General features: G+C 47.9%; 24 protein-coding genes. 10 read left to right on the top strand and 14 right to left on the bottom strand.

All coding sequences use genetic code 11. From position 1 onward, the window contains the following. Positions 1–11 precede the first annotated feature (11 nt). Positions 12–1,253 carry a BaiN/RdsA family NAD(P)/FAD-dependent oxidoreductase gene (locus tag BLU87_RS16105; RefSeq protein ID WP_092350723.1) on the top strand — a complete coding sequence of 414 codons (1,242 nt, stop codon included), beginning with the start codon at positions 12–14 and terminating at the stop codon, positions 1,251–1,253. 4 nt (positions 1,254–1,257) lie between these two features. On the opposite strand, the gene BLU87_RS16100 is transcribed toward BLU87_RS16105, so the two are convergent. The 5 genes from BLU87_RS16100 to BLU87_RS16080 all read right to left on the bottom strand — a co-directional run bounded on the left by BLU87_RS16100 (position 1,258) and on the right by BLU87_RS16080 (position 6,674). Next, positions 1,258–3,432, bottom strand: coding sequence for a diguanylate cyclase domain-containing protein (locus BLU87_RS16100; protein WP_092350721.1), 2,175 nt, complete (start codon positions 3,430–3,432; stop codon positions 1,258–1,260). A gap of 82 nt (positions 3,433–3,514) precedes the next feature. Next, a complete protein-coding gene (gene rsgA, locus BLU87_RS16095) occupies positions 3,515–4,528 on the bottom strand; it encodes a ribosome small subunit-dependent GTPase A (RefSeq protein ID WP_092350719.1) in 1,014 nt (337 codons plus the stop codon). Further along, entirely contained in the window at positions 4,525–5,433 is a 909-nt protein-coding gene (locus BLU87_RS16090; protein WP_092350717.1) for a DMT family transporter, read from the bottom strand. The genes rsgA and BLU87_RS16090 overlap by 4 nt, the downstream gene beginning before the upstream one ends. An 18-nt stretch (positions 5,434–5,451) precedes the next feature. Beyond that, complete coding sequence (locus tag BLU87_RS16085; protein WP_092350715.1) at positions 5,452–6,162, bottom strand: 16S rRNA (uracil(1498)-N(3))-methyltransferase; 711 nt, start codon at positions 6,160–6,162, stop codon at positions 5,452–5,454. Further along, positions 6,159–6,674, bottom strand: coding sequence for a Pycsar system effector family protein (locus BLU87_RS16080; RefSeq protein ID WP_092350713.1), 516 nt, complete (start codon positions 6,672–6,674; stop codon positions 6,159–6,161). The genes BLU87_RS16085 and BLU87_RS16080 overlap by 4 nt, the downstream gene beginning before the upstream one ends. Positions 6,675–6,895: 221 nt before the next feature. Between BLU87_RS16080 and ilvA the strand changes: the two genes are divergently transcribed. From ilvA to BLU87_RS16060, 4 genes are all read left to right on the top strand, one after another. Next, positions 6,896–8,107, top strand: a complete 1,212-nt coding sequence (ilvA, locus tag BLU87_RS16075; RefSeq protein ID WP_092350711.1) for a threonine ammonia-lyase — start codon at positions 6,896–6,898, stop codon at positions 8,105–8,107. Positions 8,108–8,196: 89 nt separating this feature from the next. Next, positions 8,197–9,633 carry a cardiolipin synthase gene (cls, locus tag BLU87_RS16070; protein ID WP_092350709.1) on the top strand — a complete coding sequence of 479 codons (1,437 nt, stop codon included), beginning with the start codon at positions 8,197–8,199 and terminating at the stop codon, positions 9,631–9,633. A 153-nt stretch (positions 9,634–9,786) separates the two neighbouring features. Beyond that, a complete protein-coding gene (locus BLU87_RS16065; protein WP_092350707.1) occupies positions 9,787–10,500 on the top strand; it encodes a TVP38/TMEM64 family protein in 714 nt (237 codons plus the stop codon). Between the two features lie 36 nt (positions 10,501–10,536). Further along, positions 10,537–10,980: a CGGC domain-containing protein gene (locus BLU87_RS16060; protein WP_092350705.1), complete on the top strand. Its 444-nt coding sequence runs from the start codon at positions 10,537–10,539 to the stop codon at positions 10,978–10,980. On the opposite strand, the gene BLU87_RS16055 is transcribed toward BLU87_RS16060, so the two are convergent. The 7 genes from BLU87_RS16055 to BLU87_RS16030 form a co-directional block, all read right to left on the bottom strand. Further along, positions 10,966–11,469, bottom strand: coding sequence for a DUF309 domain-containing protein (locus BLU87_RS16055; protein ID WP_092350703.1), 504 nt, complete (start codon positions 11,467–11,469; stop codon positions 10,966–10,968). The two genes, BLU87_RS16060 and BLU87_RS16055, sit on opposite strands and share 15 nt — an antisense overlap. Before the next feature lie 50 nt (positions 11,470–11,519). Then, complete coding sequence (locus BLU87_RS17830; RefSeq protein WP_281242588.1) at positions 11,520–11,645, bottom strand: hypothetical protein; 126 nt, start codon at positions 11,643–11,645, stop codon at positions 11,520–11,522. A gap of 73 nt (positions 11,646–11,718) precedes the next feature. Then, complete coding sequence (locus BLU87_RS16050; protein ID WP_092350701.1) at positions 11,719–12,360, bottom strand: YigZ family protein; 642 nt, start codon at positions 12,358–12,360, stop codon at positions 11,719–11,721. Positions 12,361–12,365: 5 nt separating this feature from the next. After that, entirely contained in the window at positions 12,366–12,860 is a 495-nt protein-coding gene (gene lspA / locus BLU87_RS16045; protein ID WP_092350811.1) for a signal peptidase II, read from the bottom strand. 1 nt (position 12,861) lies between these two features. Next, on the bottom strand, positions 12,862–15,642 hold the full coding sequence (gene ileS, locus BLU87_RS16040) for an isoleucine--tRNA ligase (RefSeq protein ID WP_092350699.1): 2,781 nt from the start codon (positions 15,640–15,642) through the stop codon (positions 12,862–12,864). A gap of 167 nt (positions 15,643–15,809) precedes the next feature. Continuing rightward, positions 15,810–16,598: an ElyC/SanA/YdcF family protein gene (locus BLU87_RS16035; RefSeq protein WP_092350697.1), complete on the bottom strand. Its 789-nt coding sequence runs from the start codon at positions 16,596–16,598 to the stop codon at positions 15,810–15,812. Positions 16,599–16,666: 68 nt separating this feature from the next. Further along, complete coding sequence (locus BLU87_RS16030) at positions 16,667–17,320, bottom strand: endonuclease III domain-containing protein (protein ID WP_092350695.1); 654 nt, start codon at positions 17,318–17,320, stop codon at positions 16,667–16,669. Positions 17,321–17,530: 210 nt separating this feature from the next. Between BLU87_RS16030 and BLU87_RS16025 the strand changes: the two genes are divergently transcribed. Genes BLU87_RS16025 through BLU87_RS16015 form a run of 3 tightly spaced genes read left to right on the top strand, consistent with a single transcriptional unit; the run spans position 17,531 to position 20,805 of the window. After that, positions 17,531–18,190, top strand: a complete 660-nt coding sequence (locus BLU87_RS16025) for a YbgA family protein (RefSeq protein WP_245706657.1) — start codon at positions 17,531–17,533, stop codon at positions 18,188–18,190. Beyond that, complete coding sequence (locus BLU87_RS16020) at positions 18,183–19,649, top strand: cryptochrome/DNA photolyase family protein (protein ID WP_092350691.1); 1,467 nt, start codon at positions 18,183–18,185, stop codon at positions 19,647–19,649. Before BLU87_RS16025 ends, BLU87_RS16020 begins: the two co-directional genes overlap by 8 nt. 43 nt (positions 19,650–19,692) lie before the next feature. After that, positions 19,693–20,805 carry an NAD(P)/FAD-dependent oxidoreductase gene (locus BLU87_RS16015; protein ID WP_092350689.1) on the top strand — a complete coding sequence of 371 codons (1,113 nt, stop codon included), beginning with the start codon at positions 19,693–19,695 and terminating at the stop codon, positions 20,803–20,805. Between the two features lie 78 nt (positions 20,806–20,883). Here the strand turns inward: BLU87_RS16015 and BLU87_RS16010 are convergent, their stop codons facing one another. Both BLU87_RS16010 and BLU87_RS16005 read right to left on the bottom strand, forming a co-directional pair. Beyond that, positions 20,884–22,461, bottom strand: coding sequence for an ABC1 kinase family protein (locus BLU87_RS16010; RefSeq protein WP_245706656.1), 1,578 nt, complete (start codon positions 22,459–22,461; stop codon positions 20,884–20,886). A gap of 1 nt (position 22,462) precedes the next feature. Next, a complete protein-coding gene (locus BLU87_RS16005; protein ID WP_092350687.1) occupies positions 22,463–22,738 on the bottom strand; it encodes a hypothetical protein in 276 nt (91 codons plus the stop codon). 336 nt (positions 22,739–23,074) lie between these two features. On the opposite strand from BLU87_RS16005, the gene BLU87_RS16000 reads away from it, so the two are divergent. Together BLU87_RS16000 and BLU87_RS15995 are read left to right on the top strand one after the other, a co-directional pair. Next, positions 23,075–23,527: a DUF1499 domain-containing protein gene (locus BLU87_RS16000; protein WP_092350685.1), complete on the top strand. Its 453-nt coding sequence runs from the start codon at positions 23,075–23,077 to the stop codon at positions 23,525–23,527. Positions 23,528–23,585: 58 nt separating this feature from the next. After that, on the top strand, positions 23,586–25,085 hold the full coding sequence (locus BLU87_RS15995; protein WP_245706655.1) for an SDR family oxidoreductase: 1,500 nt from the start codon (positions 23,586–23,588) through the stop codon (positions 25,083–25,085). The last annotated feature ends 80 nt before the right edge of the window (positions 25,086–25,165 follow it).

Genomic DNA, 25,165 nt, shown 5'->3' with positions numbered 1-25,165 from the left:
GAATCTACAGCATGAAAAAATATGATGTCATCGTCATCGGCGGTGGCCCAGCCGGTATGTTTGCTGCCGGGTTTGCTGCCATGTCAGGGGCAAAAGTCTTATTGTTGGAAAAAAAACGGCGTTGTGGGTCGAAACTTCTCATCACCGGTAAGGGGCGCTGTAATATTACCAACAATGAGTCTGACCCACGACAATTCTGTGCAGCCTTTGGCCGCAATGGTAAAGCTCTGCTGACAGCTCTTTTTGCTTTCGGGGTCGATGATACGATCAGTTTTTTTGAGCAACGTGGTTTGCCATTAAGGGTTGAACGTGGTGGTCGAGTGTTTCCTGAAAAAGGGAAAGCCAGCGATGTCCAGAGAGTTCTGGATCAATTTGTTATCGCCTCTGGCGTTGAGCTCTTGACCTTATGCACGGTGCAGAAATTGAATTGCGAAGAAGGTTTATTGACATCAGTCGAAACCTCTGCGGGATCATTTGCAGCGGATAAATTTGTCATTGCAACCGGGGGCTTATCGTATCCGGAAACCGGCTGTACTGGTGATGGTTATGGCTGGGGTAAAGCATTTAATCACCCCCTGATTGACCCCGAACCCGCGCTGGTGTCCGTTTTTTTAGCCGAAAATTGGACTCGAGAACTGACCGATTTTAACTTGAAAAATGTCCATATTGCGGTTCAGCATAACGGTAGAATTATTACCCAACGGTTTGGTGAGGCGTTCTTTACCAACAATGGCATCGGTGGCCCGATTATCCTTGATATGAGTGCGGAGATCCGTGATGCTTTAAAACAGGGTGCAGTGCAACTGCTTGTTGATCTGAAGCCAGCCGTTGAACTTGAACTTTTTGATAAACGTTTGCAACGGGAATTGTCAGCTCATAGTAATAAAGATTTTCGTAATTCATTGGAGAATCTACTGCCCAAAGACATGATCCCGTTGTTTATCCGTCTTTCCGGTATCGTGGCGGAAAAAAAATGTCATTCAGTGACCAAAGTGGAACGGATCAAGCTGCTGTCACTGTTTAAAAGAATGGAGTTGAGCGTCACTGGGGTTGAAGGCTTCAAGAAAGCCATTATCACTTCGGGAGGGATCTCGCTGCAAGGCATTGATATGCGCAACATGTCATCCAAAAAAATCGCAAATCTTTATTTTGCTGGGGAAGTCATTGATCTGGATGGGCCAACAGGAGGTTATAATCTGCAGCTTTGCTGGTCAACAGGTTATCTTGCGGGCACCTGTGCAGCAAAAGGGTAAAGCCTTAATCAAACAGAAAGCGGCCTTGAGGGGCAGAATAAAACTGATAGTTTGCTTTTCCTGACTTTTTGACTCTGTACATTGCCAGATCTGCATTTTTCATCATCTCTGGTCCCGACTTAGCATCGTCAGGGTAAATGCTGATACCGATGCTTACACTGATTTTTTGTTTGAACTCTCCTTTGACCAGTTCGTGTGTCAGGGAATCACAGATGCGTTCAGCCATCGTTGCAACCATCTCAATCGATTCAATGTCTTCCAGTAGAACCAGAAATTCATCTCCACCCATACGAGCGACAGTATCACTTTCACGAACACATGCTCGCAGCCGTTTAGCAACGTCAATCAGGAGTAAATCACCATAGCTGTGCCCCAGATTATCATTGATGCACTTCAGATGGTCTAGATCGAGGAAAAATAGCGCAATCTGTCTGCCACTTCGCCGACTCTTGCTGAGAGCTTGCTTTAATCGATCATCAAACAGGAGCCGGTTTGGTAAGTCGGTCAGGGAATCGTGATGGGCCAGATGATGTAAGCGTTTTTCGTTTTCATTGAGAAGCTCTTCAATGTGCAGCCGTTCAGTAATGTCTCGCGCTACCTCAATGATGGCATAGATTTCACCCTTTGCGTCAAATAGCGGAGAAGCACAGAGCTCATAAATTCGTTTGCCCTGAGAAGTGACATGTTGGTGGATCATTGTCACAGAACCCCCGGTTTCCTGAACCTCGACCAGCGGACAAGGATGGTTATCGCCAGTGCAAGGGACCTGTGAAGCATGAGACAGTTGATGACAGGTGAGATGACTATTGGGCTCTTCAGGTTGTTGCTTACGAGCGCTCTCATTCAGTTGTAGGATCTGGTAGTCTAAACCAATCACCATCATCGGATCAGAGACGCCATCAATAACGGATTGGAGGAATTTATTACGCTCTTCGAGCTCTTGTTCTGCTTTTTTTCTTTTACTGATGTCGTGGATGATGGAATAGAGCAAGGTTCGACCTCTGTTTTGAATCGGACTTCTATAGACTTCCACCGGAACCTGTGTTCCATCTGCACGAGTATGGATCCGTTCAAATTGCTGCTGATCTTGGCTTATTGCTTCGGTTAATCTGTCCTTGACTTCACCCTCTCCAATTTGATTGATCTGCCACATTTTCATGTTTTTGAGCTGGTCGGGGCTGTATTGGTAGAATCTGCAAGCTGCTGGATTAGCATCGACAATATTCGCAGTTTCAGGGTCCACCAAAAGCTTTATTGATTGAGATTCTTCAAAGAATACTCGGTAATGCTGTCGTTGGTTGGAGAGTTCCAGGGTCTTGATCTTGACTTGCTTGCGCGTCCATAGGGTAATGAACAGCAGCAGGAGCAATGCTCCCAGCAGTGAGTAAAGGGCTGGCATCAACCAGGTTGGGAGCCGGTCCGGGGTTTTGGCGTCAAACCATTTATCAATAAGGTTGTAATAGATCGAGTTTGATGACTGTTTCCATTCGTGGAGTGACTGATCAAACTCGGCTCTGTAGCGCTCTGGGACTGCTGTGGCAAAGGCGGGGCGGATCTGAATCGGGTTGATCATGATGGGGGTAGGAATGAGGTTGAATTTCTGGGCATTTTTAAACCCGTAAAAGCGTCCCACCATCGCGGCATCGACTGTCCCCTGTTGCAGTTGGGTAAAGGCTTCCCGGTAAGATTCGACCTCGACATATTCAACCTCTATGTTGAAATTTTTAGCAACGTGAAGCATGCCCTGTTCGCCAAGAAGGAAAATATCCTGTTTTAAAACAGCCATTTTTTTTCCTGCCAGTTCCAACACCGACGTGAGTTTGCTGTCGCTTTGCTGATAAATCTGCCCCCAACTACTGGCGATGACTTCATTGGCAAAGTGAAATTGATTGGCTCTCTTTCGGGTGTAGGCAATCGCAGGTAAAATGTCGATATCATTTGTCGCAAGCGATTCAAGGCATTGTTGCCATTGACAGGGGACATATTTAATCGTCCATTTTTTCGCTTTGGCGATCTGGGTGAAGAGATCTGGAAGCAAGCCACTGGCCTGACCCTGTGCATCAATAAAGGTCAGCGGAGGGTTATTGTCAATCCCAACCCTGATGGTGGTACTTTCCCCATGAACAGGAAAAGGGATAAGGATGCAGATAAGAAGCAGGAATTTCAAGCGCAGTAGCAAAATATTCCCCCGTGGAAGTAAGAATCAAAAAACTCTTCCTCAAATTGTCATTAAAGTAATGGTTTATTCCTTCGTGTAACAATCAAGATTTATTCTTTTGTTGAGTCAGACTTTGAAGTTCATTTTTTAATTTATGATAACTGACAAGTCGCTCTGAATTCAAGGTGCCTGCCTCAAGTGCTTTGGTGACGGCACACCCCGGTTCAGTTTTATGCTGGCAGTCAGAGAACTTGCAATCCGCCGCCAGAGTTTCAATATCTGCAAAGGATTCAGTAAGGTCATCGGCGTTACCCCAGAGATGCAGTTCCCGCATACCGGGATTGTCCATCAGAATCCCACCGGTAGGAAACAGAATTAACTCACGGTGGGTGGTGGTGTGGCGACCTTTTCCATCCGCTTGGCTGACAGCACCAATTTTCTGCCGCTCTTCTCCAAGCATACCGTTGAGAATCGTTGACTTGCCCACCCCGGAAGAGCCAAGAAGGGCAATGGTTTTTCCCGGTTGCATGTAGTTAAAGAGAATCTCAAGCTGCCCAGGGTGACGGGCCATAAACAGGTGAACGGGGGTGTTGCCGGAAATTTCCTCGACCTGAGCTTTATACTTTTCAGGGCTCTCGCAAAGATCGGTTTTGTTGAGCAGGACAACGGCGTCAGCACCACTGCTGCTGACCAGAGTTAAGTAACGTTCAATTCGGCGGATATTGAAATCCCGATCGAGTCCGCTGACAATGAACACCAGATCGACGTTGGCAGCAATAACTTGCTGTTCCGCCCGTTCTTGTCCTTTGGTTTTCCGGCGACCGGGGAGGTTGCGTGAAAAAGAGCTTTTGCGTGTCAACAGAGCGTGGATAATTCCACGTTGTCCACTCTGCGGTTCGACCATAACCCAGTCTCCCACGACTGGAAAATCAACCCGACTGCCTGCTTTATGACGAATTTTTCCAGCAAAGCGGACAGTCAATTCCCCTTGAAGAGTCCAAACCCGGAAATAATTTTTCTCTCCACGAATAACCCGTGCAGGGAGCCATCCAGATTTTTTCCAGGGTTTCATCTGCGCAGTAAAAAAAGGGGTCCAACCCCAATCTTCAAGGGTCATATTCTGATCCTTCCTGTGCGGTGCAGAGGGAGGTTGAACAGCAGCAACCCGCTAGCGATAAGGATGATGCCGATGAGGTGATAACTTTGAAAACGTTCCCCAAGAAACAACACCGCCAGAAATGAGGCAAATAATGGCACTAGATTGATGTACAGACCTGCTTTGTTGGCACCCACTTCATGGATGCCTCGATTCCAAAACAGGTAAGCGAGAATCGACGGGCACAGGGCAACATAGAGAAGGCTGAACATGACCGCCGGGTTTAATTCCAGTGGCGGTGTATGCTGCCACTCCCACAGATACAGGGGCAATAATAACACAACACCGACGGTGAATGTTGTGGTGAGAAAACTCATGGGATGGATTGCTGGACGTTTACGCAGAAAGACCGAATAGAGTCCATAAAGGGTAACCGCAAACAACATGATCAGATCGCCGCTCACAAATTCAAGCTGCATCAATCTTTGCCAGTCTCCTTGAATAATGATGTAGCCGGCTCCCAAAGTGCACAGAATGATAGCAAACAGCTGCAAGCGAGAAATACGCTCATGAAACAGGACAAAGCTGATGACGACAATCACGACTGGCATCACCGACTGAGTCAGCGAGAGATTGAGAGCGGTGGTCGTGTGAGCTGCGGTATAGAGCAGCGTATTAAATGCAGCAATCCCCAGAAGACCCAGAAGAAATATACTCTTTTTCGCTGCGCAGATTGTTGGCCAGTCTCTCCGAACCTGTTTCCAGGTGAAGGGGAGCAAAACTATCAGCGCAATGGTCCAGCGCCAGAACGACAGGGCCACTGGTGGGATCATCTCGGCGATACCACGCGCAAGAACCGAATTTCCGGCCCAGAATAGCGGCGGTAATATCATTAACAGGTAAATATAGGAAAATTTATTTTTCATGCAAATTTCATTATTCGGTTAGGGGGTAAGCCGTGACAGTAACACAGGGACGGCGGTTTCAACGCGTAAAATTCTCTCTCCCAGGGTGATGGGAACAAAGCCACAAGTTTGCAGTTTTTCGACCTCGTAAGGGATAAATCCCCCCTCTGGGCCGATGGCTAAGGTTATCTCCTGATCGAGAGCCTTTGGACAGGGCATCGTGGCCCCAGGATGGGCAATATAGGCGTCCGACTTTCCGATTATCTCTGGGAGTTCATCTTCGACGAATGGTTTGAATCTGGGCTGCAGGTGAACTTCAGGTAGTAGCGTGTCACGGGCTTGTTCCAATCCTAATATCAGCTGTTCTCTCAGCTTTTCAGGTTGCAACAGAGGGCTTCCCCAGAAGCTTTTATCGACCCGGTAACTATTGATCAGGTAGATCTGTTTCACCCCCAGAGAGCTGACACTCTGTAATACCCGTTTTAACATCTTGGGTCGCGGTAAGGCCAGAAGCAGGGTGATTGGGAGCGGCTCTGGCGGGGACTGATCAAGTTGAACCTCCATTTCCAGTTCTTCATTGCTCAGACTTAAAATTTTTCCGGTTCCTGATAAACCATTGATTTCCCCAACACGCAATGTATCGCCAATGCTGGCACGCTGAATGTTGACGATATGCTCCAGTCGGCGTCCAGACAATCGAACCCGGGTTGGATCTGTAAAGTCATCATTGTTGAGCAGGATTAAGTTCATAATGGAAAATGTAAAATGATGACGGATGCCGTAGCACTGAGTAGTCCGATAAGGAGACTCCATAATCCATTACGGATCAGCTTATATTTACGGGTCAAACGATATCGACCTAAGTAATAGATTTCATGGAAATAGGCGTTGTAGAGCTTCTCTTTGTCGGCAATGGTTTCAGCAAACTGTTGTTTGAACTCCTCTTCTGAGAGATCACTGAAGGAGCGAAAATAAAACAGGTTGGTGTGGTCGGTGACGTGAAATGGGGGGATAATCGCCAACATGGAAAAAATCACTGCCAGGATGCCAGAGCTGGCTAATAACAGGATGGTGATCAATTCAAGCTTGTCATATTGGGTCAGGGTGATGGTGATGACCAGAGATGAAACCGTCATGATCATTGATGACTTGGCGTCAGCCATCTTGTTTAAATCCATGTGCTTGCTCAGGTTGGCACGCAACGCATTGCTGGCAAGTAGTCGCGGGAGAAAAGGTTCTTCCGGTTTGGGAATGTCTGTCATTGAAAACTCTCCTCATCTTAAGTTAGACAGATGATATTATCAGATCTTTTCGGTGCAAGGCAGCGGAATTCATTATCTATGCTAAACTTTCTTTTTCGAACCTGAATCCGTAAGTAAACGGAGAAAAATCAGAGTCCTGAGCTATTCTCTACAGGTGCACTTTCTGACCCGGATCAAAAGCAGACATTTGTTTCTTTGACCTTTGCTGATGGGAGTGACTGATGCTGACACCTCAAATGATTGATGAAGCGGCGCTGGGTTTGAAAGGGGTTGTCCGACCTACGGAAATAATCCATTCGCCCTTCTATTCAAAAATGCTGGGAGCCCCTCTCTACTTCAAATGTGAAAATCATCAATACACCGGATCGTTCAAAATTCGTGGCGCTTATAATTTTCTTTCAAAACGCCCCGTAGAACAGCTGGCAAACGGCATCATAACGGCTTCAGGGGGAAACCACGGGAAAGGGGTCGCCAGTGCGGCTTTATCTCTGAAATGCCCCTGCCGGGTGATCATGCCCGATGGTACTCCATTATCTAAAGAATTGGCGACTTTACAATATGGTGCTGCAGTCGAACTGTATGGAGACACCCATGAAGAGGCCGAAAGTTATGCCCGGCAATTGGCCGAAAAAGATAACTTGCTGTATGTGCCGGCTTTTGATCACGAATTGGTTATGGCCGGGCAGGGTACGATTGGTTTGGAAATCCTCCAGGAGTTACCAACAATTGAATCTCTATTCGTGCCGGTTGGCGGCGGTGGGCTGATTGCCGGGATTGCGACCGCAATCAAAGCTGTTAAACCGGGAGTTCGCATTATTGGGGTGGAAGCTGCTGGTGTTGCCAGTGCCAGTTTGGCACGCCGCAATGGTTATCCCAAGAGCATCTCGACGCGGACCCATTCCTTTGCTGAAGAAGTGGCGGTTAAAAAAATTGGGGAGTTGACGTTTCCAATTATTGAACACTACGTTGATGAAATTATCACCGTTGATGAAGAGTCAATCACCAGGGCTATTGTCAGTTTGATGGAAAAAAGCAACCTGGTTGTCGAAGGGGCCGGTGCTGTCAGTCTGGCAGCATTGATTTATGGTTTCAGAAAAGTCCGCAAAGAGAATACCCTGTGTCTGTTGTCCGGAGGAAATCTGGATATTCATAATCTGGCGAGGGTGGTTGAGAAAGGGCTGTTGACCGAGGGGCGTTATTTGCAATTGCGTCTAGAGATAGCTGATATTCCAGGGGCTTTGGCGCATTTGACCCACATCCTCAGTGAGCTAAAAGCGAACATTTTTCAGGTGAGTCATGATCGCCATAAGTCCTCTTTGCCTTTGGGAGAGGCAGAAGTTCTTCTTGACCTGGAAACCCGTGGGGCGGAACATATTCAGGAGATACTGATGCGGTTGGAAGATGAAAGGTATCGTCCTGAGGTGATTTCCTGATTTGTTACGGTCTGATTCTGGGAATGTGTAAGATTCACAGCGGGGATGAATTGTCATCCTTGGCTTTAGGAAAAGAGTGCATAGCTTCCATGATGATATTTTTGACTACAAACTGGCTCATCTTCAGTTTGGTTTTTTTACATCTTGCGGTTATTACTTTTTTAATTCCCAAAATACTTTTACAGCGCCGTGAATCAGGTGCGAGTATCGCATGGATTCTGGTGATTGTTTTTCTCCCTTTTTTCGGAATGCTTGCATTTTGGTTGTTGGGAACGACGCGTATTCGGATGTTCCGCCGAAAAAGACATCGTGCAGAACAGCACCTTGTGCCATCGCTTGCCCGCTTTCGCCGGCAGCAGAAATTATCTGACACTGATGACATCGTTGCCAGCTCTCTTTATTCTCTTGCTGCTAAACTTGATGACTGCGGTCCCCAGCCCGGCTGTGAAGTGGAAATGTACCGAGATGGAAGCAAAGCTTTTGATGCCCTTGAACACGCCATAGATGCAGCGCAAGAACACATTCATCTGACCTATTATATTTGGGAAATGGACACGACTGGAAGCCGTTTTTGTCAGGCTCTGACCCGGGCAGCTGAAAGAGGTGTTGAAATCCGGTTGTTACTTGATGATGTTGGTTGCTATGCCACCAAAACAAGTTTTTTCACCTCACTTATTGCTGCCGGTGGCGAGGTATCCAGATTTTTACCCCTTAATCTCTTTAGCCGACAGGTTTCGGTCAATCACCGTAATCACCGCAAAATTGTCATCATCGATGGCAAGCTAGGTTTCACTGGGAGTATGAATATTGGAGACACTTATCTCGGTTTGGGTGGCCGCTGGAATGACCTCCATCTTTGTGTCAGTGGCCGGGTCGTCTATGAGCTTCAAGGGGTTTTTTGTCAGGATTGGTTCTATGCGACCGGCAAAGACGTAGCAATAAAAAAGTATTTTCCTGATATCCGTTGCCATGGCGCTATTTGTGCTCAATTTTTGGCAAGTGGTCCAGCAGATGAGCGTTGGAGAACGATTCATACTTTGCTGTTTGTTGCCATAAACACAGCTATGGAGAGGGTTTGGATAGAAACTCCTTATTTTGTCCCCGATCCACCAATCGTTATGGCATTGCAAACGGCAGCACTTCGTGGGGTTGATGTGAGATTGTTGCTTCCCGGCCATTCAGATCATTTCCTTGTGGATTATGCAGGGCGTTCTTTCTTTGACGAATTGCTCAATGCGGGTGTCCGTATTTTTAAAATGGACAATATCATTCCTCACGCGAAAACTGCCGTTGTCGATCAAGTTTTTTCGACGGCCGGCTCTGCCAATATGGATCAACGCAGTTTTCGTTTAAACTTTGAGGGTAATTTGTTCTTTTTTGGTAAAGAAATTGCCGCAAAATTGGAAAAAGATTTTCTTTATATGAGCCAATTTGCTCACGAAGTGACATCAGAACGCCGCAGACAATTAACTCATATGCAGCGGTTGAAAGAGGGCTTTGCCCGGATACTAGCGCCCCTGCTCTAACTCTCCTGCGCTCTACTGCAAAGCGAAAAGATGCGGCCAAAATCATTAAAATGTAATATCTATATATTAGGTTTATTATTTCGTGGTTTTCAGCTAGACTGAGAAACATCACTTTTAACTATTGATTTTTTGTCAACATAATCGGGGCATGCGATGAAGCAGCTCTATGCTAAAATCCTCATATTGGTGGGTTTATTCCTGCTCATCGGTAGTTTTTTTGTTTTTGATCTACACCAGTATCTTACCTTTGACTACCTAAAAACCCGCCACATTATCTATAAGCAATACTACGAACAAAATCCTACACTAACTTTGTTGGGCTATTCTCTTGCTTACTTGATTTTGACAGCTCTTTCCATTCCCTGTTTATCTGTGATGATTTTGATAGGGGGGGCGCTGTTTGGTTTTCCTCTGGCGCTATTGATTGTTTCTTTTGCGGATGTTTTCGGATCAACTCTGGCTTTTCTCAGCTCGCGGAGCTTGTTGGGTAAATATCTGCAAAATCGTTACCCATCGCGTCTCAGGGCGGTTAATCATGGCTTTTCCCGAGAGGGTGGATTTTACCTTTTCTACCTTAGAATGATCCCCCTTTTTCCTTGTTTTCTGATTAACCTGCTCATGGGCTTGACCAAGATGCGTGTGGCAACCTTCTACTGGGTTACTCAGATTGGAAAGTTTCCTCATAATGCATTGTATGTCAATGCCGGGACTCAACTCAGCAAAATGGATTCTTTCTCTGGGGCCTTTTCTCCGAGTATCATTGTCTCATTTCTGCTCATAGGTTTTTTCCCATTATTGATGAAAGTGGGATTGAGGTGGGTTAAGATGCGCAAGACCGTTTATCTACCGCAAAAAATAAATCTCTAAGCATGTTGAGTCAATTCTTACCGAAGGAGATCAACAATGAAAAAGGTCAATATTGGTATTATCATCTGCGACCGTTATAGCCGCTGTGCAGGTGGAAAGTGTTTCAAATCCGTGCGTAACAAAGAGGGGGCTTTTCGCCGCTATCAGGGTATGGATGTTGAGGTTGTTGGCTATACCAGCTGTGCTGGTTGTCCTGGTGGAAATATTGAATATGCTGTGGAGGAAATGAAGGGAAACGGAGCTGAGGTGATTCATCTGGCGACCGGACTTATTGTCGGCTATCCACCGTGTCCTCATATCCGCTATTTTCGTGATTTTATAAAAACAAAATATGGCCTTGAGGTGGTGTATGGCACCCATCCCATCCCGCAAAAATATCTTACGACTCATTCCCAGTTAAAGACATGGAATGATCCCGAATGGGAAGAAATTCTTCGCCCGACGCTGGCCGATGAGCCCACGCGATTAGCTTATGACTAAATGAATCTGTGGATATTTTGCATCTGCAGTTTTCAGACAATCTTGGAGTTGGGCAAGCAAAGTATCCACATCGATTCCCAGATAGAGCCCTGTGAATGTCTGTAGCCTTTTGGCTCCCAATTCTGCCAGGGTGCTCGCTCCCGTCTCTTCCTGCATAAAGTGCTTGAGGAGTGCCGCTGCGATTTGAATCAGCCCTTGCACAAATTGGCCGATCTCCGATTCCCGCCCGGCACCAATACTCACATATTTGAGTCTCTCGTGTGCTTCCCACCAGAAGCCATGGTTGAACAGGTCAATACTGTAGAGGTATTCATCACAATGGTGCCAGTTCTGTGTTGTGAAGGAGTCCACAGGGGTTAGTTTTTCCCCATAAGAGTGGCCGTCCTGGTCAAGAAAAGGGTGGGCGTTAGTGAATGGTAGATGCCGATAGGCAGGGAAGGGTCTGACACTATATCGTTGACTGTTTGGCGTGATAAACTCTGGTTCCATGTTAAAATCCGGAGGAGATGAAAGGGACCTTTTGCATTGATGAAAAGGGCTTAGCTGGCATTTCGTTCAATCCAGCTGCCAGCTTTTTGCAGGTCGCGTCCAAATCCAGTGACGCATTCGCAACCAGAAATAAAGAGGGTCGATAGCAACAACAAAACCAACAGAGTGCGTAGCATAATTATTCTCCTTAACGATTTAGATCAACCACTTAAATATCATATCAGTGGAAAACGACCCTGTCGATTTTTTTTAATCTTTATCTATCTGCGCAGAGTTCTGGTCGCTGATCAACTCAATCTGTCCCGCAGTCAGATCTGTCAATCGCGTACATAAATCAGCACAGTTTTCCTCCGGCAGTTTCAACTGGAGATAGATCTTTTCAGCAAATTGTTTCTCGATCAAGACCACTTCAAACTGGGGAAGAAGGCGCTCGATGCTGTCCAGAAACTGATAGTCAAAGTGGAGCGATAATGCGACCCAGTCAATCTTTTCGGTCATTGTAAGTTGCTCGAGAGCTGTCTTGACCGCAAGAGTGTAAGCTTTGACCATCCCCCCTTTACCAAGCTTCGTACCACCGAAATAGCGCGTTACAACGACGGTAATATCCCCGAGTCTGCTGTGTTGTATCGTGGTTAACATTGGCTTCCCTGCGACCCCGTGTGGTTCGCCATCATCACTGAGGCCAATGCGGTCGGTACTACCAGGGGGGCCGATCAGGTAAGCCCAGCAATTATGTGTCGCGTCAGGAAATTCCTGTTTGATTTGAGAGATAAAGTCGAGTGCAGCGTCGGGGGTGTCTGTTGATACAACGGTGGTGATGAAGCGGCTGTGTTTGACTTCAATTTCACAGCGGTACCGTTCGGCGGGTATCGGGTAGCGGGTTTGGGCCATTTATTTCAGACCTTACCAGGTTGCCTCTTTTTGAGTTTTTCTTCATGCCAGGAGCAGAAGAATAGAATCGTTACCCCCACGCAGATGGCGCTGTCAGCGACATTGAATGCGGGCCAGTGATAATTGTACCAGTGAACATCCAGAAAATCGATCACTTCACCAAGGCGGATGCGGTCAATGAGATTGCCCAAGGCCCCGCTAAAAATTAAGCCTAATGCCAGGTGTTGCCAATGCTTTTCGCTTGGAATTCTGCGGATGAACCAGAGAATTCCAAGCGTAGCAAGGACTGAAATGGTAATAAAAAAAGGTAAACGGATCGAGCTGTCAGCAAGGATACCAAAAGCTGCCCCCGGATTGCGAACGTAGGTCAAATGAAAAAAATTACTGATAATGCGCCTTGATTGAGAAATCTCAAAGTTGTTATCAATATAGATTTTACTGATTTGGTCCAGCAGTAAACTGCAGCTGGCAACCAGAGTAAAAATCCGGTATTTGCTCATATTAACCGGCAGCCAAAGCATCTGTACAGCGGGCACAGATTGTTGGATGTTCATTATTTTGTCCCACGCTGGTCGCGTAATTCCAGCAGCGTTCACATTTTTCTCCATCCGCTGGGAGAATCTGTAATCTCAAGCCGGGAATATTTTCTGCGTCAACTGCTGCAGAAAGATTTTTGGTCAATTCGACTTGTGAAACGATAAAATACGTGGGTAGAGCGTCAAGGTAGTCCGTCAATAACTGCTGATAGTTTTCTGGGGCATCAAGTAAGACTTTGGCTTCCAGGGATTGTCCCAGTTGTTTATCCGCTCGGGCTTTTTCCAGTTGTCTGGAGACTTCAAGCCGGACTTTGTGCAGTTGTTCGTAGCGTTCTTCAAGTTGATCATCCAGGTAGCTTGAATTCACTTGCGGGAAATCTGCCAAATGGACACTTGCTTCACGTTGACCTGGCAGGTCCAGCCATATTTCCTCAGCCGTAAAGCTTAGAACCGGGGCTAGAATGCGGGTCAAAGCATCTAAGATCTGATACATGGTTGCGCGGGCGCTACGATAGGCAATGCTCTGCTTTGGACTGGTGTAGAGACGATCTTTGAGGATATCCAGATAAAAGGCACTCAGGTCGATGGTGCAAAAATTATGTATCGCGTGATAAATGACGTGGAACTCATACTTGTCGTAAGCGCTGGCAACCTTTTGAGTCAAGCGATTAAGGCGCGACATCGCCCAGCGATCCATTTCCAGTAGATCTTGGTCCGCAACGGTGTCGACGACTGGATCAAAGCCATTCAGGTTGCCCAGTAGATAGCGTGCGGTGTTACGGATGCGCCGGTAAGCGTCAGATAGGCGCTGCAAGGTCTCCTGACTGAGGCGGATATCATCACGATAGTCCGTAGCTGTGACCCATAGGCGCAGGATCTCTGCACCATATTTTTTAATAATCTCTTCTGGAGCAATGACATTGCCCATGGATTTCGACATTGGTCGGCCATCTTTGTCGAGGACAAAACCGTGAGTCAGGACCGATTTGTAGGGGGCTCGATCACGCGTGCCTACAGATTCCAACAAGCTGGAATGGAACCAGCCACGATGTTGGTCAGAACCTTCCAAGTAGAGATCGGCGGGGCTTTGCAGCTCTTCGCGAAGTTCACAGACGGCAGCATGAGAAACGCCGGAATCGAACCAGACATCAAGAATGTCTGATTCTTTGGTGAATTTATCATGACCACAGGCAGGGCAGACCGTACCAGGAGGGAGCAATTCGGAGGCCTCTTTTTCAAACCAGACATCACTGCCGGTTGCTTCAAACTGATCGGCAATATGGTGCATGATTTTACCGTCGTTCAGTGCTTCGCCACATTTTTCACAGTAGGCGATGGTAATCGGAACTCCCCAACTCCGTTGGCGACTGATGCACCAATCAGGGCGAGCCTCAACCATGTTGAAGATGCGGTTGCGCCCCCAACTGGGAATCCACTCGACCTTCTCGATCTCTTGTAACGCTTTCTGGCGTAAATTATTCTCTTCCATGCTGATGAACCATTGCTCCGTTGCCCGGAAGATAATCGGCTTTTTACAGCGCCAGCAATGGGGGTAACTATGGCTGACCTGAGTTTCGTGGAGCAACGCGCCAACTTCAGAGAGTTTCGCGTTCACCGCAGCGTTGGCATCTTTAAGCTTCATGCCACCGAACAACTCAAGGTCTTGCCGATAGCGACCATAGTCATCGACAGGGTTATAGATTTCGAGGCCATATTTGAGTCCGACCACATAGTCATCCTGTCCATGTCCGGGGGCTGTATGGACACAGCCGGTCCCAGCTTCCAGGGTGACATGATCACCGAGCATCAACAGCGAGTTGCGGTCGTAGAAGGGGTGTCGGCAGTTTTTATTGTCAAACAGCTCTGCGGCGAAAGTTGCTGCGACTGAATAGTCTTCAATCCCGAGGGTTTGCATCACCCCTTCGTATAAGCCTTCGGCCAAGACCAGATACTCACCTTTTGCTTCAACGGCGACATAGGTTAGTTCGGGGTTCAGGCAAATTCCCAGGTTCGCAGGGATTGTCCATGGGGTTGTGGTCCAGATCACAAAATTTAAGGGTTTTTCACTCAGCTCAGACAGCTCCGCTGGCAGCTCATCAACATAGGGGAATTTCACATAGATTGATGGTGAGACGTGCTCATCATATTCGACTTCGGCTTCAGCCAGAGCGGTCACACAAGAGGAGCACCAGTGAATCGGTTTCTTCCCTTTATACAGCGAGCCCCGTTCTACCAGACGCGCCAATTCCCGTGCGGTTGTTGCTTCATAATCGGGGGTCATTGTCAGGTAAGGGTTTTCCCAGTCGCCAAAAATACCTAAGCGTTGAAACTCTTCGCTCTGTGTCTGCACCCAGACCTTGGCATATTCACGACACTGACGGCGGAAATCAGCCTTGCTCATTTCACGTTTTTTCTTGCCAAGTTTCTTGTCAACCATCAATTCAATCGGTAACCCGTGGCAATCCCAACCGGGAACGTACGGGGTGAAGAACCCCTGCATCCGTTTACTCTTAACAATAATATCTTTAAGAATTTTATTCAGGGCGTGGCCCATGTGGAGATGACCATTAGCATAAGGAGGGCCATCATGAAGGATGAAACTCTCCTTGCCCTGATTGTTTTTTTCAAGTTGCTCATTGAGGTCGATCTGTTGCCAATGTTTAAGGAGCTCAGGCTCCCGCTTGGGTAAATTAGCGCGCATTGGAAAATCGGTTTTGGGTAGATTTAAAGTGTCTTTGTAGTCCATGCCAACATGTCTCCGCAGGGATTGTGCTATGAGGTTGTTTTTTTGAATAAAACTAAACTCGCAAGCTAGCAAATAGAACCTTTAAGTTCAAGGGGAAAGGGTTTGAAAGCGTAGGTTTTTTTGCCACTTGCGGATGCTAAACCGGATCGTTTAGCCTCAAAATCAGTTTATTCTTTGTCGAGGTATTCTTTGACCTGTCCTGTCAACTTGATCCAGAGTAATCCCAGTCGTTCATGAGCCAAATATTCACTGTGTGCCAGGGTTTCGCCCGAAGGAAAGATCCACCAGCTATTAGTGGGTTTACTCAGGTGCTGCGTGGGTGCGGGGATAGGGTCAAGTCCGGCACGGTGGAACAGGTCCAGGGCGCGTGGCATGTGGACCGCAGTGGTGACGACGACGAGGGTGGATTCGGCGACATGATCTGCAATGACCTCCGCCTCTTCCATGGTATCTCTAGGGCCGTTAAAAATTAAAATATCTGCCGCTGGAATCCCTAAAGCCAGAGCCAGTTCACGCAGCTTTTCCGGGTAGGAAACCGGATCTTTAGCGAGTCCCTTGAAACCGGTAAAAATCAGTTTACTGCCGGGGTTAAGACGGTAAATACGAATTCCCTCAGCAAGGCGAACGATTGCTGTCGGACTGAGTTCACTGGTGACGGGTTGATTGGCAATGGATTGGTGCCAGTGGCCGAGGACGGCAATATAGTCAACTGGAGTCTGAGATTGTTGATAACTGGGAATCTGGGCTTCAAATGGGGCGACGTATTGATTGCTCAGAGGGGTGTAACTGGTGACAAATAACAGCGCGGTGGCAAGAAAAACCACGACAACGCCGAGCCAACGGGTCTTGCGGCGCAGCAGTAATAAAAGGGCCCAGAGCAACAGCAGCAAGGTGACAGGCACTGGCATTAACAAGTTGCCAAGAAATTTTTTTAATAGAAACAGGTAGTGATCCATCAATAGCCACTCCAGTCTTTAATAAAGAGTAGAAACAAGCGGAACATTAGCGCAGTTGCTCTAATTAATCAATTCGGTTGTTTTTCCAGGCAGATATCAGCACAAGGACAGCCGGGACAGAGTGGCTTTTTACGGCAGAACTGTTTGCAGTGGTTGATAATTAAAGCGTGATATTCACTGTAGAGCTGGATATCTTTTGGCAGCTGCGACATAAACAGGTCCCTGACGTCAGCATATTTTTCGTCTCCGGAGAGAATCCCAAGGCGTCCAAACAGGCGATTGGTGTAGGCGTCAACGACAAATGATGGAAGTCGTCCGGCATAGAGGAGGATAGCATCAGCCGTCTCTGGGCCGATCCCTTTCAAGCGCAACAGTTCATCACGTACAAGATCAAGTTTTTGAGCAAATAACGCATCAAGGCTTCCTGCGTAATGGTCCTGTAGATAAAGACAGAAGAGCTGCAATCGTTGCGCTTTTTGACGGAAGAAGCCAGAGGGGCGGATCAGTTGCTCCAGAGTTTCCAAGTCCAGTTGCAGGATAGCATCAGTCGTCAGGGCATTTTTCTGGCGTAGATTGAAAATCGCGGTTTCAACATTTTTCCAGTTGGTATTCTGAGTCAGAATTGCTCCGACAATCACCTCAAAAGGGGTTTCAGCGGGCCACCAATTGCGCGTGCCGTAGTGATTTGTGAGTCTTTGATAGATATCAAGCAGATTGTTCATGTGCCCCTTTCGGATTTGAATCATGTGTTTGTGGGGTCGTGCACCCAAGCCGTTCTGTTCATCGTTATCCTCGGCAGGTCTGAATTCCTTTCAGAAAAAGGACTTTAGAGTGTCAATTATTTCATGATCCCTTTAAAATTAAAACTATGTACCATGGCTGGTGGTCGTCGGACGGAGAAAAGAATCAATTTATTATCACTGCGAGGGATCATGGCAAAAGAGAAAATTCGCCTTGGAATCTGTCCTGGCTTGATTGACATAGCACCTGGCTTTGCTGGTGACAATGACTTGGCCAGTTTTGTGACCTCCACCCTTGCCTCTGCAATTGAATATGTTTTTGTCTGTCCGGATGTTGGTGAGGAACGGTGTGGACAGAACGCATTGCAGCGTGAGGATTTCATGATCAACACTTTTGTGTTGAAACGCTGGCTGAAAACCCTCGGACAAGGGAAAACTGCTGGAAACCTAGTCGATTTTCATAGCCGTCATAAATACTTGATCATGGCCCGGTGGGTCGAAAGCTATCGGCAGATGGGAAAACTGGTGGCCAGATCGGGAGAGATGGAGGCTGAAATTCTCTATCAGGACTATCTGCAGCTGTTGCTGAACACTTTGCGTCTAAATACGACGATACCGAAACATGTCAATGTATTGCAGCATATATTTGGTTACTTCAAGAAACATCTCAGCGCTGCTGAAAAACAGGAGGTTATGTCTGCTTTTGACCGCTTCCGTACGTTGCAAGCCCCTCTTATTGTCCCCATCACCTTGCTCAATCATTTAGCTCATAAATATCAGCAACCATATCTGTTGCAACAGGTTTACCTCAACCCCTCTCTCCTCGCATCACGACAGGGTGGTCATGTCTGAGATCCCGACGCTGCGGCTGCGGAAGCTGAACCATGGCTCAATCGTTGACCAGGGGCAGTTTGTCCTCTACTGGATGACGGCTTTTCGCCGCCCATTCTATAACTTTGCGTTACAGCGAGCGGTTGAATGGGCAGAAAAGCTGCAAAAACCGCTATTGATTCTGGAAGCGCTGCGCAGCGATTACCCTCATGCCAGCGACCGTATGCACAGCTTTATTCTGCAAGGAATGGCGGATAATACTGAACACTTTGCGACTACAGCGGCTTGTTATTACCCCTTTGTTGAAACTGAAAAAGGGGCGGGCAAAGGGTTGTTGCAGAAATTGGCAGAAACTGCCAGTGTGATTATTACCGACGACTATCCAGGTTGTTTTTATCCCCATATGCTTCAAGCTGCAGCTGCGAAAATCTCTGTTTACATGGAAGCCGTCGATAGTAATGGGCTGCTACCGTTGCGGGCTGCCGATCATGATTTCCCGACCGCGTATGCCTTTCGTCGTTTTTTGCAAAAGGAGCTACCAGGTCACCTGTTCGATCTTCCCCTGGCTGATCCGTTACGGGCGGTTCAATTGCCACGGCTGGAAATGGTTGCTGCAGAGGTGCTAGATTTCTGGCCGCCCGCCACCGGTCAATTGTTACGTGCAGATCGGCAAACTCTTGCCCGTCTGCCGATCAATCACTGTGTCGAAGCAACGGCAGAACAGGGCGGATTCAAGGCGGCGGAGCGGTATCTGCAGCGTTTTCTTGCTGAACGGTTACCTTTGTATTTGCAGCGAAGTGAACCCGATCAGCAAGTCTCCAGCGAACTTTCCCCCTATCTCCATTATGGGCACATCTCGACGCATCAGATTGTGCAGCAGTTGTTTGTACAGGAAGGTTGGACCATTGGCCAGCTGTCGCCTGAAACCAGAGGCAAGCGCAGTGGCTGGTGGGGGCTGAGCGAGGCGGCAGAGAGTTTTCTTGATGAGCTGGTGACTTGGCGGGAGCTCGGTTTCAATGCTGCATCCTTGCGGGCGGGTTATGATCAATATTATTCCCTGCCAGAATGGGCGCAAGCATCGCTCGCTAAACACCGAGACGACCCACGGATTTATCTCTACAGTATGAAACAGTTTGAACAGGCGCAAACCCATGATCCTCTTTGGAACGCAGCGCAGAACCAATTGCGGCAAGAAGGGCGGATGCAGAACTATTTGCGTATGCTCTGGGGAAAGAAGATCCTTGAATGGAGTCCTGATGCTGAAACGGCGATGCAGGTCATGTTCACGCTCAACGATAAATATGCCCTTGATGGCCGTGACCCCAATTCGGTCAACGGCATCTTATGGTGTCTGGGGCGATATGATCGTGCTTGGGGGCCAGAACGACCTATTTTTGGAAAAATCCGTTATATGACTTCGGAGAATACCGCTCGGAAGTTTTCGGTCAAACAATATCTGCAGCGGTACACGAACAGTTGAAGTAGAATTGTGCTTTTGTTTAACCCTGTAGGTGGAGCGTAAAATGAAGAAAAAACTTGTTATTGCCGGTGCCGGCCATGCCCATATGTTGACCATGGAGAAACTGAGTTCGTTTGTCGACGCTGGTTATGACGTCCATGTTGTTGGTCCATCTGCGTATCATTATTATTCCGGTATGGGGCCGGGAATGCTGGGACTTACTTACAGCCCGGAAGAGATCCGTTTCAGTGTAAAAACAGTTGCAGAGAAGCAGGGGGCAACCTTTACTCTGGCTAAGGTGCAGCGGATTGACCCGATCAGGCAAAGGGTTTGCTTGGATTCAGGGGGAGAACTCCCTTACGACGTTCTTTCCTGCAATCTCGGCAGTCAGGTTTCCGCAGATCTGCTGTCAGAGCCGCAGGATGATGTCTTTGCAGTGAAACCTATTGAGAAATTGTTTCAGGCACGACAGCGTATCCTCAAGCTGGGGCGGACAAAGAAGGTCTCTGTCGGTGTGGTCGGTGGCGGGGTCTCTGCCCTTGAGATAGCAGGCAATGTCTGGCGTCTCGGCCAGGAAGCGCAGATGCATCCTCTCGATGTTGTCCTTTTTACCGGTCATCAACTGCTCTCCCACTACCCAGAGAGAGTGCGGCAAATGGCTTATAGTTCGTTGCGTAAAAGGGCTATCCGCATTGAAGAGAATCGTCCGGTGCAGGCTGTCGCAACCGGTCAGGTGATTTTCGCTGCTGGTCAGTCCTGCGACCTGGATGTCATCTTTATCGCTACAGGCGTCAAACCCAGCGTGGTATTCAGGGAATCAGGGCTACCGACCGGAACGGATGGCGGATTACTGGTGAATCGCTATCTGCAATGCCCTGCCTATCCGACAATTTTTGCTGGCGGAGACTGTATCCACTTTACTGCAGCTCCGCTCGATAAGGTTGGTGTGTATGCCGTACGTCAAAACCCGGTGATTTATCACAATCTGCATGCGGCTTTAGGGGGAGGCAAGTTTGAACCTTTTAAGCCGAAAGGGAAATATTTGCAGATTTTCAATCTGGGGGACGACACGGGAATATTCTATCGACGGCCATTTGTCTTTGGTGGTCCTGGCACTTTTCGGTTGAAAAATTATATTGATCGCAAATTCATGAAACGCTATCAGGCTTCTGAATAATTGATCTTCGATCCTGATGCTAAGAGAGTCCGCCTCAGCGCGATTACCGATCTTTTATGTGGCAAGATACCGCTCTATTTAATGACGTTTTTTTTTCAGCATGACAATTGCGGCCGCGATCAGAGCGGCGATAGAGAGGTAAGTGGCCCAACTCTGTGGCTGCCTTTGGAAGTAAAATGCGCCCCCAAGAAAAAAGATCAACCAACCAAGGGTGCGTAGGTGTTTACTCATCTGCTCGAGCAGGTACTGCCGGTCGGCGGGTGCCATGCGCACGATCAAATCCCCTTGTTCTGCCAACTCAACAACTTTGCGTGCTTTGGTGGCCGTGATTGGCAACTGGAGAAATTCATATTTTAATTTCTCCACGAGGAGGCGATCCTCACCAAGGGCACGGGGGAGAGACTCCTTCAGAATCGGAAGGATATCTTTGACCCCATTGAAGTTTTCTACGTACTGAGTGCCAAGACCCTCGATAAGAGAACTCACCCGCATGACATAAATAACATCTTGAGGCAGTTTGAAGGGTTGGTCGTGAAGGACTTCGAGGACGCCGAATGCCAAACCTTGCATGCTCGAAGAATCAAGGTGTTCGCTGTCAAAAATATCAAACAAACTTTCTGCGACACTGCTCAAAGTGTCAAAATGGGCCTCTTCGGTTAATATCCCCATTTTCCGTGTGGCGCTGATCAGCAGGTCAAAATTTCTTTCGTAGGCGGCCTTAACGGCATAAATCATCGCTTGCCGCATGCTCTTGGGAATCCGGCTGACCATGCCAAAATCGAGGAGAATCAACTCGCCAGCGGGACTGACTAACAGGTTTCCGGGGTGCGGATCGGCGTGGAAATAGCCTTTTACCAGCATCTGCTCGGTATAAAAGGAGACCAGTTGGCGGATGAGTTGTGAGAAAGTCACATCCAACTTTTGAATTGCAGCGACGTCATCAATGCGGGTGCCCTCTTCAAAACTCATTACCAGCGCATAGTCAGAGCAGTAGTCTTTGTAGGGAGTTGGAAAGCGGATCCCTGATTCAGCATAGACCTGGCTGAAGTGTTCCATGTTGGCCAATTCCTGCAACATACTGACTTCTTGACGGATGACCAGGCTGAAGGCTTGTAAGACCGATTCAATCGAATGACGGGTCTGGTCCGAAAACAGTGGTCGGAAGATTTTCAGGAACAGATTGAGTAACAGAATATCGACACGCACCTGAAACTGGATATTCTCCCGCAATAATTTGACCGCGACGGTTTTACCGCTAGCGGCGAGGATTGCCTTGTGAACCTGACCAATTGAGGCGCTGGCCAACGGTTGTTCGTCGAAATCTGCAAATACTTTTGGGGTGGGAAAGGCGCGCTGAAACGCACGTTGACGGTGTTTTTTACTCATGGCTGGCATGCGATCATGCAGCTGCCGTAACGCTTGTAAATATTCCTGATCAAAAAAATCGGCTCGGGTCGCCAGAACCTGAGCCAGCTTAAGAAAGCTGGCACCGAGTGAGCGGATATTTTCGACCAGAGCGGTAGGGCTCAGTGGCGTCCAGAGCAACCAACGTGGCCGTCTTCGGAATAACAGGAACACCGTGACCAGAAACCTGAAGACAGCGTAGCTCCGCTGCGGCCGACAGAGATATAAGGCAATAAAGAAACGCTTGATCAAGCTACTTATCCAGTTCCTGCTTCAGTTTTTCCAGATCCTCTTTGGTTGCCAGATCCATTTCCGTGATGATCTCTTTCAGCAGATCTTTAAGCATCCCTTTGAACTGCTCTTTCTCCTTTTCGCCGCGTTTGCTCATGTCGTCAAAAAAGGTACGGGCATGCTCTTCACTTTTTTCCTGCCAGTTTTTGATCTCTTCATTGCTGCTCTCAATCTTTTCTTTGACTGCTAGAGCCCCGCCAAGGGCCGCGTAAAAAAGTTGTTCGAGTTTCTTATCCATGAATGTCCTCCTGTTAACGACAGCTCTCGATAAGAGAAATATATCGCTTATGATCCATACAAGCAAATATCCCTGCGGCTGAAAAGGCCATACTACGCTTCAATATCGTTGACGGGAAGGGGCTCGATGTCGATAGCCTTCGTAAATGAAAAATATATTTTCGATTCCATCCGTTTATGCTTTAGAGGCGATAAAAACCTGATGAGATATCTTTCGCACTGGAATCGGTTGAATTGTGTACGTTGCCAGCAAAGAGCTGCTACACTTGGAACATGTTTATCCGTTTGCAATCTGCAAAAGAGAGGTTGGCTGCTGTATTTGATTCAGGAGAAAAAAATGATTAATAACTATCGTATTGTCACCCCGTTTTTACTGCTACCGATCCTGTTAGCTGCCTGTAGCAGTCCCGGTATCGGAGCAGAGAATTCTCAATTGAAGCCCTGTCCATCGTCGCCCAATTGTGTTGCAACAGATAGCAGCGATAGCAAACAGCAAATCTCTCCGTTTAAGATCAAGGGTGCGGATGATGTCGCTTGGAAAGAACTCCAGCAGCAGGTCGGTCAGATGCCAAGGACAGAGGTCATCACTTCGACCAGTGACTATCTCCATGTTGAATGTCGCAGCGCTGTGTTTGGCTTTGTCGATGAGCTGGAATTCCAGTTGCGGGCGGAGCAGGGGGTTATTGCTATCCGTTCTGCTGCGCGGACAGGTTATTCGGATTTCGGTGTCAACCGCAGGCGGATTGAAAAGATACGCGCCGCTTTGGCGTATCGGGGAGTGATAGAATAATCTGTGTCGTTCGGAGGTTACCGCCATCAGCGACGTTGTCTGTTCAGACAGGAGTTGGATGATGAGTCAAAAATCACAACCGATTTTTGTGGCCGGAGCGACCGGTTATATTGGTGGACGATTACTGCCTCGATTGCTGGATGCAGGTTATGCGGTTGTCGCTCTGGCCCGCGCACCAGAAAAACTCAAAGATCGCCCCTGGGCTCAACATCCTCAACTCACCATCGTTAAAGGGGATATCCTTGATGCAGAATCGTTGCGTCAAGCGGTGAATGGTTGCCGGGCTGCTTATTATCTGGTGCACTCGATGAACCCCGATGTGACAGACTTTTCCCAGACTGACCGTGTGGCTGCTAAGAATATGGCGGCAGCTGCGGCGAGTGCCAAACTGGAGCAGATCATTTATCTGAGTGGTCTGGGTGAAGTGGAGGGCGACCTCAGTCACCATTTGCAATCACGTACCGAAGTTGGCGATATCCTCCGCCACGGGTCTGTTCCTGTGACCATTTTACGGGCTGCAATGATTATCGGTTCAGGGAGTGCCTCTTTTGAAATCCTCCGTTATCTGGTTGATCGGCTTCCTGTCATGATAACCCCACGCTGGGTTGATACCCCATGTCAGCCGATCGGGGTGCGTAACGTCTTGCACTATCTGATCGGTTGCTTAGAACATCAAGACGTTGTCGGCGAGACTTTTGATATAGGTCAACCGGAGGTGATCAATTATCGCAAACTGATGCAACTTTACGCTGAAGAAGCAGGATTGCCAAAGCGTTTGATTCTTCCTGTTCCGGTGTTAACTCCCCGACTCAGTTCCTACTGGATTCACTTGGTGACACCAGTCCCGGCGGCCATTGCTCGACCGTTGGCTGAGGGTTTGAGCAATCCGGTGATTTGTCATGAAAATCGACTTGCGACCTTATTGCCACAGGAGCTATTCGATTGTCGGAAATCCATCCGTCTGGCTCTGGATCGCATCAAGCAGCATCAGGTTGAAACCTCCTGGACTAATTCAGGAACAATTCCTCCTGCAGAATGGAGCGATCCCGGCGATCCTGCTTGGGCTGGAGGAAGTCTTTATACCGACTCCCGGAGAATTATTTTAGCGTCTCAACGGGAGGATGTCTGGCCTGCAGTCAGTTCGATAGGAGGTCAGGTTGGTTATTATTATGCCAATTGGTTATGGCAAATTCGTGGACTGTTAGATCGTCTCTGTGGAGGGGTCGGTCTCTGTCGAGGCAGACGTAGCGTTGCCGAAATTTATCCGGGTGATGCGATTGATTTCTGGCGAGTGGTCGCTGTGAACAGGTCTGATCTATTGGTGCTCTCAGCTGAAATGAAAATGCCGGGGAAAGCGGTGCTTATGTTCCGGTTGTTACAACGAGATGAGCAACATACTGAATTACAACAGGTCGCAAGTTTTTTGCCCCGTGGTCTGTTTGGAATGGCCTACTGGTACGCAGTCATGCCGTTTCATCACTATGTTTTTACCGGTATGCTGCAAGGTATTGCTGCTGCTTCGGGTAAAAAAATCATTTCTGGACCGGAGAAATTTTGAGTCGTTATCTGGCCTCCTGCGTCTCGAACTGGCGTGCAAAAATAAGAAAGACACCTGAATAACTTAACCAAGTGTTATTC

This window comes from Desulfuromusa kysingii (assembly GCF_900107645.1).
GTDB classification, from domain to species: domain Bacteria; phylum Desulfobacterota; class Desulfuromonadia; order Desulfuromonadales; family Geopsychrobacteraceae; genus Desulfuromusa; species Desulfuromusa kysingii.
This window is presented reverse-complemented; position numbering and strand designations above follow the sequence as displayed.

Excerpts from the sequence above, each read along its gene's own strand:
- BLU87_RS16105 (WP_092350723.1), top strand. The coding sequence starts at position 12 with ATGAAAAAATATGATGTCATCGTCATCGGCGGTGGCCCAGCCGGTATG.
- rsgA (WP_092350719.1), bottom strand. The coding sequence starts at position 4,528 with ATGACCCTTGAAGATTGGGGTTGGACCCCTTTTTTTACTGCGCAGATG.
- BLU87_RS16090 (WP_092350717.1), bottom strand. The coding sequence starts at position 5,433 with ATGAAAAATAAATTTTCCTATATTTACCTGTTAATGATATTACCGCCG.
- BLU87_RS16085 (WP_092350715.1), bottom strand. The coding sequence starts at position 6,162 with ATGAACTTAATCCTGCTCAACAATGATGACTTTACAGATCCAACCCGG.
- BLU87_RS16080 (WP_092350713.1), bottom strand. The coding sequence starts at position 6,674 with ATGACAGACATTCCCAAACCGGAAGAACCTTTTCTCCCGCGACTACTT.
- ilvA (WP_092350711.1), top strand. The coding sequence starts at position 6,896 with ATGCTGACACCTCAAATGATTGATGAAGCGGCGCTGGGTTTGAAAGGG.
- cls (WP_092350709.1), top strand. The coding sequence starts at position 8,197 with ATGATGATATTTTTGACTACAAACTGGCTCATCTTCAGTTTGGTTTTT.
- BLU87_RS16065 (WP_092350707.1), top strand. The coding sequence starts at position 9,787 with ATGAAGCAGCTCTATGCTAAAATCCTCATATTGGTGGGTTTATTCCTG.
- BLU87_RS16060 (WP_092350705.1), top strand. The coding sequence starts at position 10,537 with ATGAAAAAGGTCAATATTGGTATTATCATCTGCGACCGTTATAGCCGC.
- BLU87_RS16055 (WP_092350703.1), bottom strand. The coding sequence starts at position 11,469 with ATGGAACCAGAGTTTATCACGCCAAACAGTCAACGATATAGTGTCAGA.
- BLU87_RS17830 (WP_281242588.1), bottom strand. The coding sequence starts at position 11,645 with ATGCTACGCACTCTGTTGGTTTTGTTGTTGCTATCGACCCTCTTTATT.
- BLU87_RS16050 (WP_092350701.1), bottom strand. The coding sequence starts at position 12,360 with ATGGCCCAAACCCGCTACCCGATACCCGCCGAACGGTACCGCTGTGAA.
- lspA (WP_092350811.1), bottom strand. The coding sequence starts at position 12,860 with ATGAGCAAATACCGGATTTTTACTCTGGTTGCCAGCTGCAGTTTACTG.
- ileS (WP_092350699.1), bottom strand. The coding sequence starts at position 15,642 with ATGGACTACAAAGACACTTTAAATCTACCCAAAACCGATTTTCCAATG.
- BLU87_RS16035 (WP_092350697.1), bottom strand. The coding sequence starts at position 16,598 with ATGGATCACTACCTGTTTCTATTAAAAAAATTTCTTGGCAACTTGTTA.
- BLU87_RS16030 (WP_092350695.1), bottom strand. The coding sequence starts at position 17,320 with ATGAACAATCTGCTTGATATCTATCAAAGACTCACAAATCACTACGGC.
- BLU87_RS16025 (WP_245706657.1), top strand. The coding sequence starts at position 17,531 with ATGGCAAAAGAGAAAATTCGCCTTGGAATCTGTCCTGGCTTGATTGAC.
- BLU87_RS16020 (WP_092350691.1), top strand. The coding sequence starts at position 18,183 with ATGTCTGAGATCCCGACGCTGCGGCTGCGGAAGCTGAACCATGGCTCA.
- BLU87_RS16015 (WP_092350689.1), top strand. The coding sequence starts at position 19,693 with ATGAAGAAAAAACTTGTTATTGCCGGTGCCGGCCATGCCCATATGTTG.
- BLU87_RS16005 (WP_092350687.1), bottom strand. The coding sequence starts at position 22,738 with ATGGATAAGAAACTCGAACAACTTTTTTACGCGGCCCTTGGCGGGGCT.
- BLU87_RS16000 (WP_092350685.1), top strand. The coding sequence starts at position 23,075 with ATGATTAATAACTATCGTATTGTCACCCCGTTTTTACTGCTACCGATC.
- BLU87_RS15995 (WP_245706655.1), top strand. The coding sequence starts at position 23,586 with ATGATGAGTCAAAAATCACAACCGATTTTTGTGGCCGGAGCGACCGGT.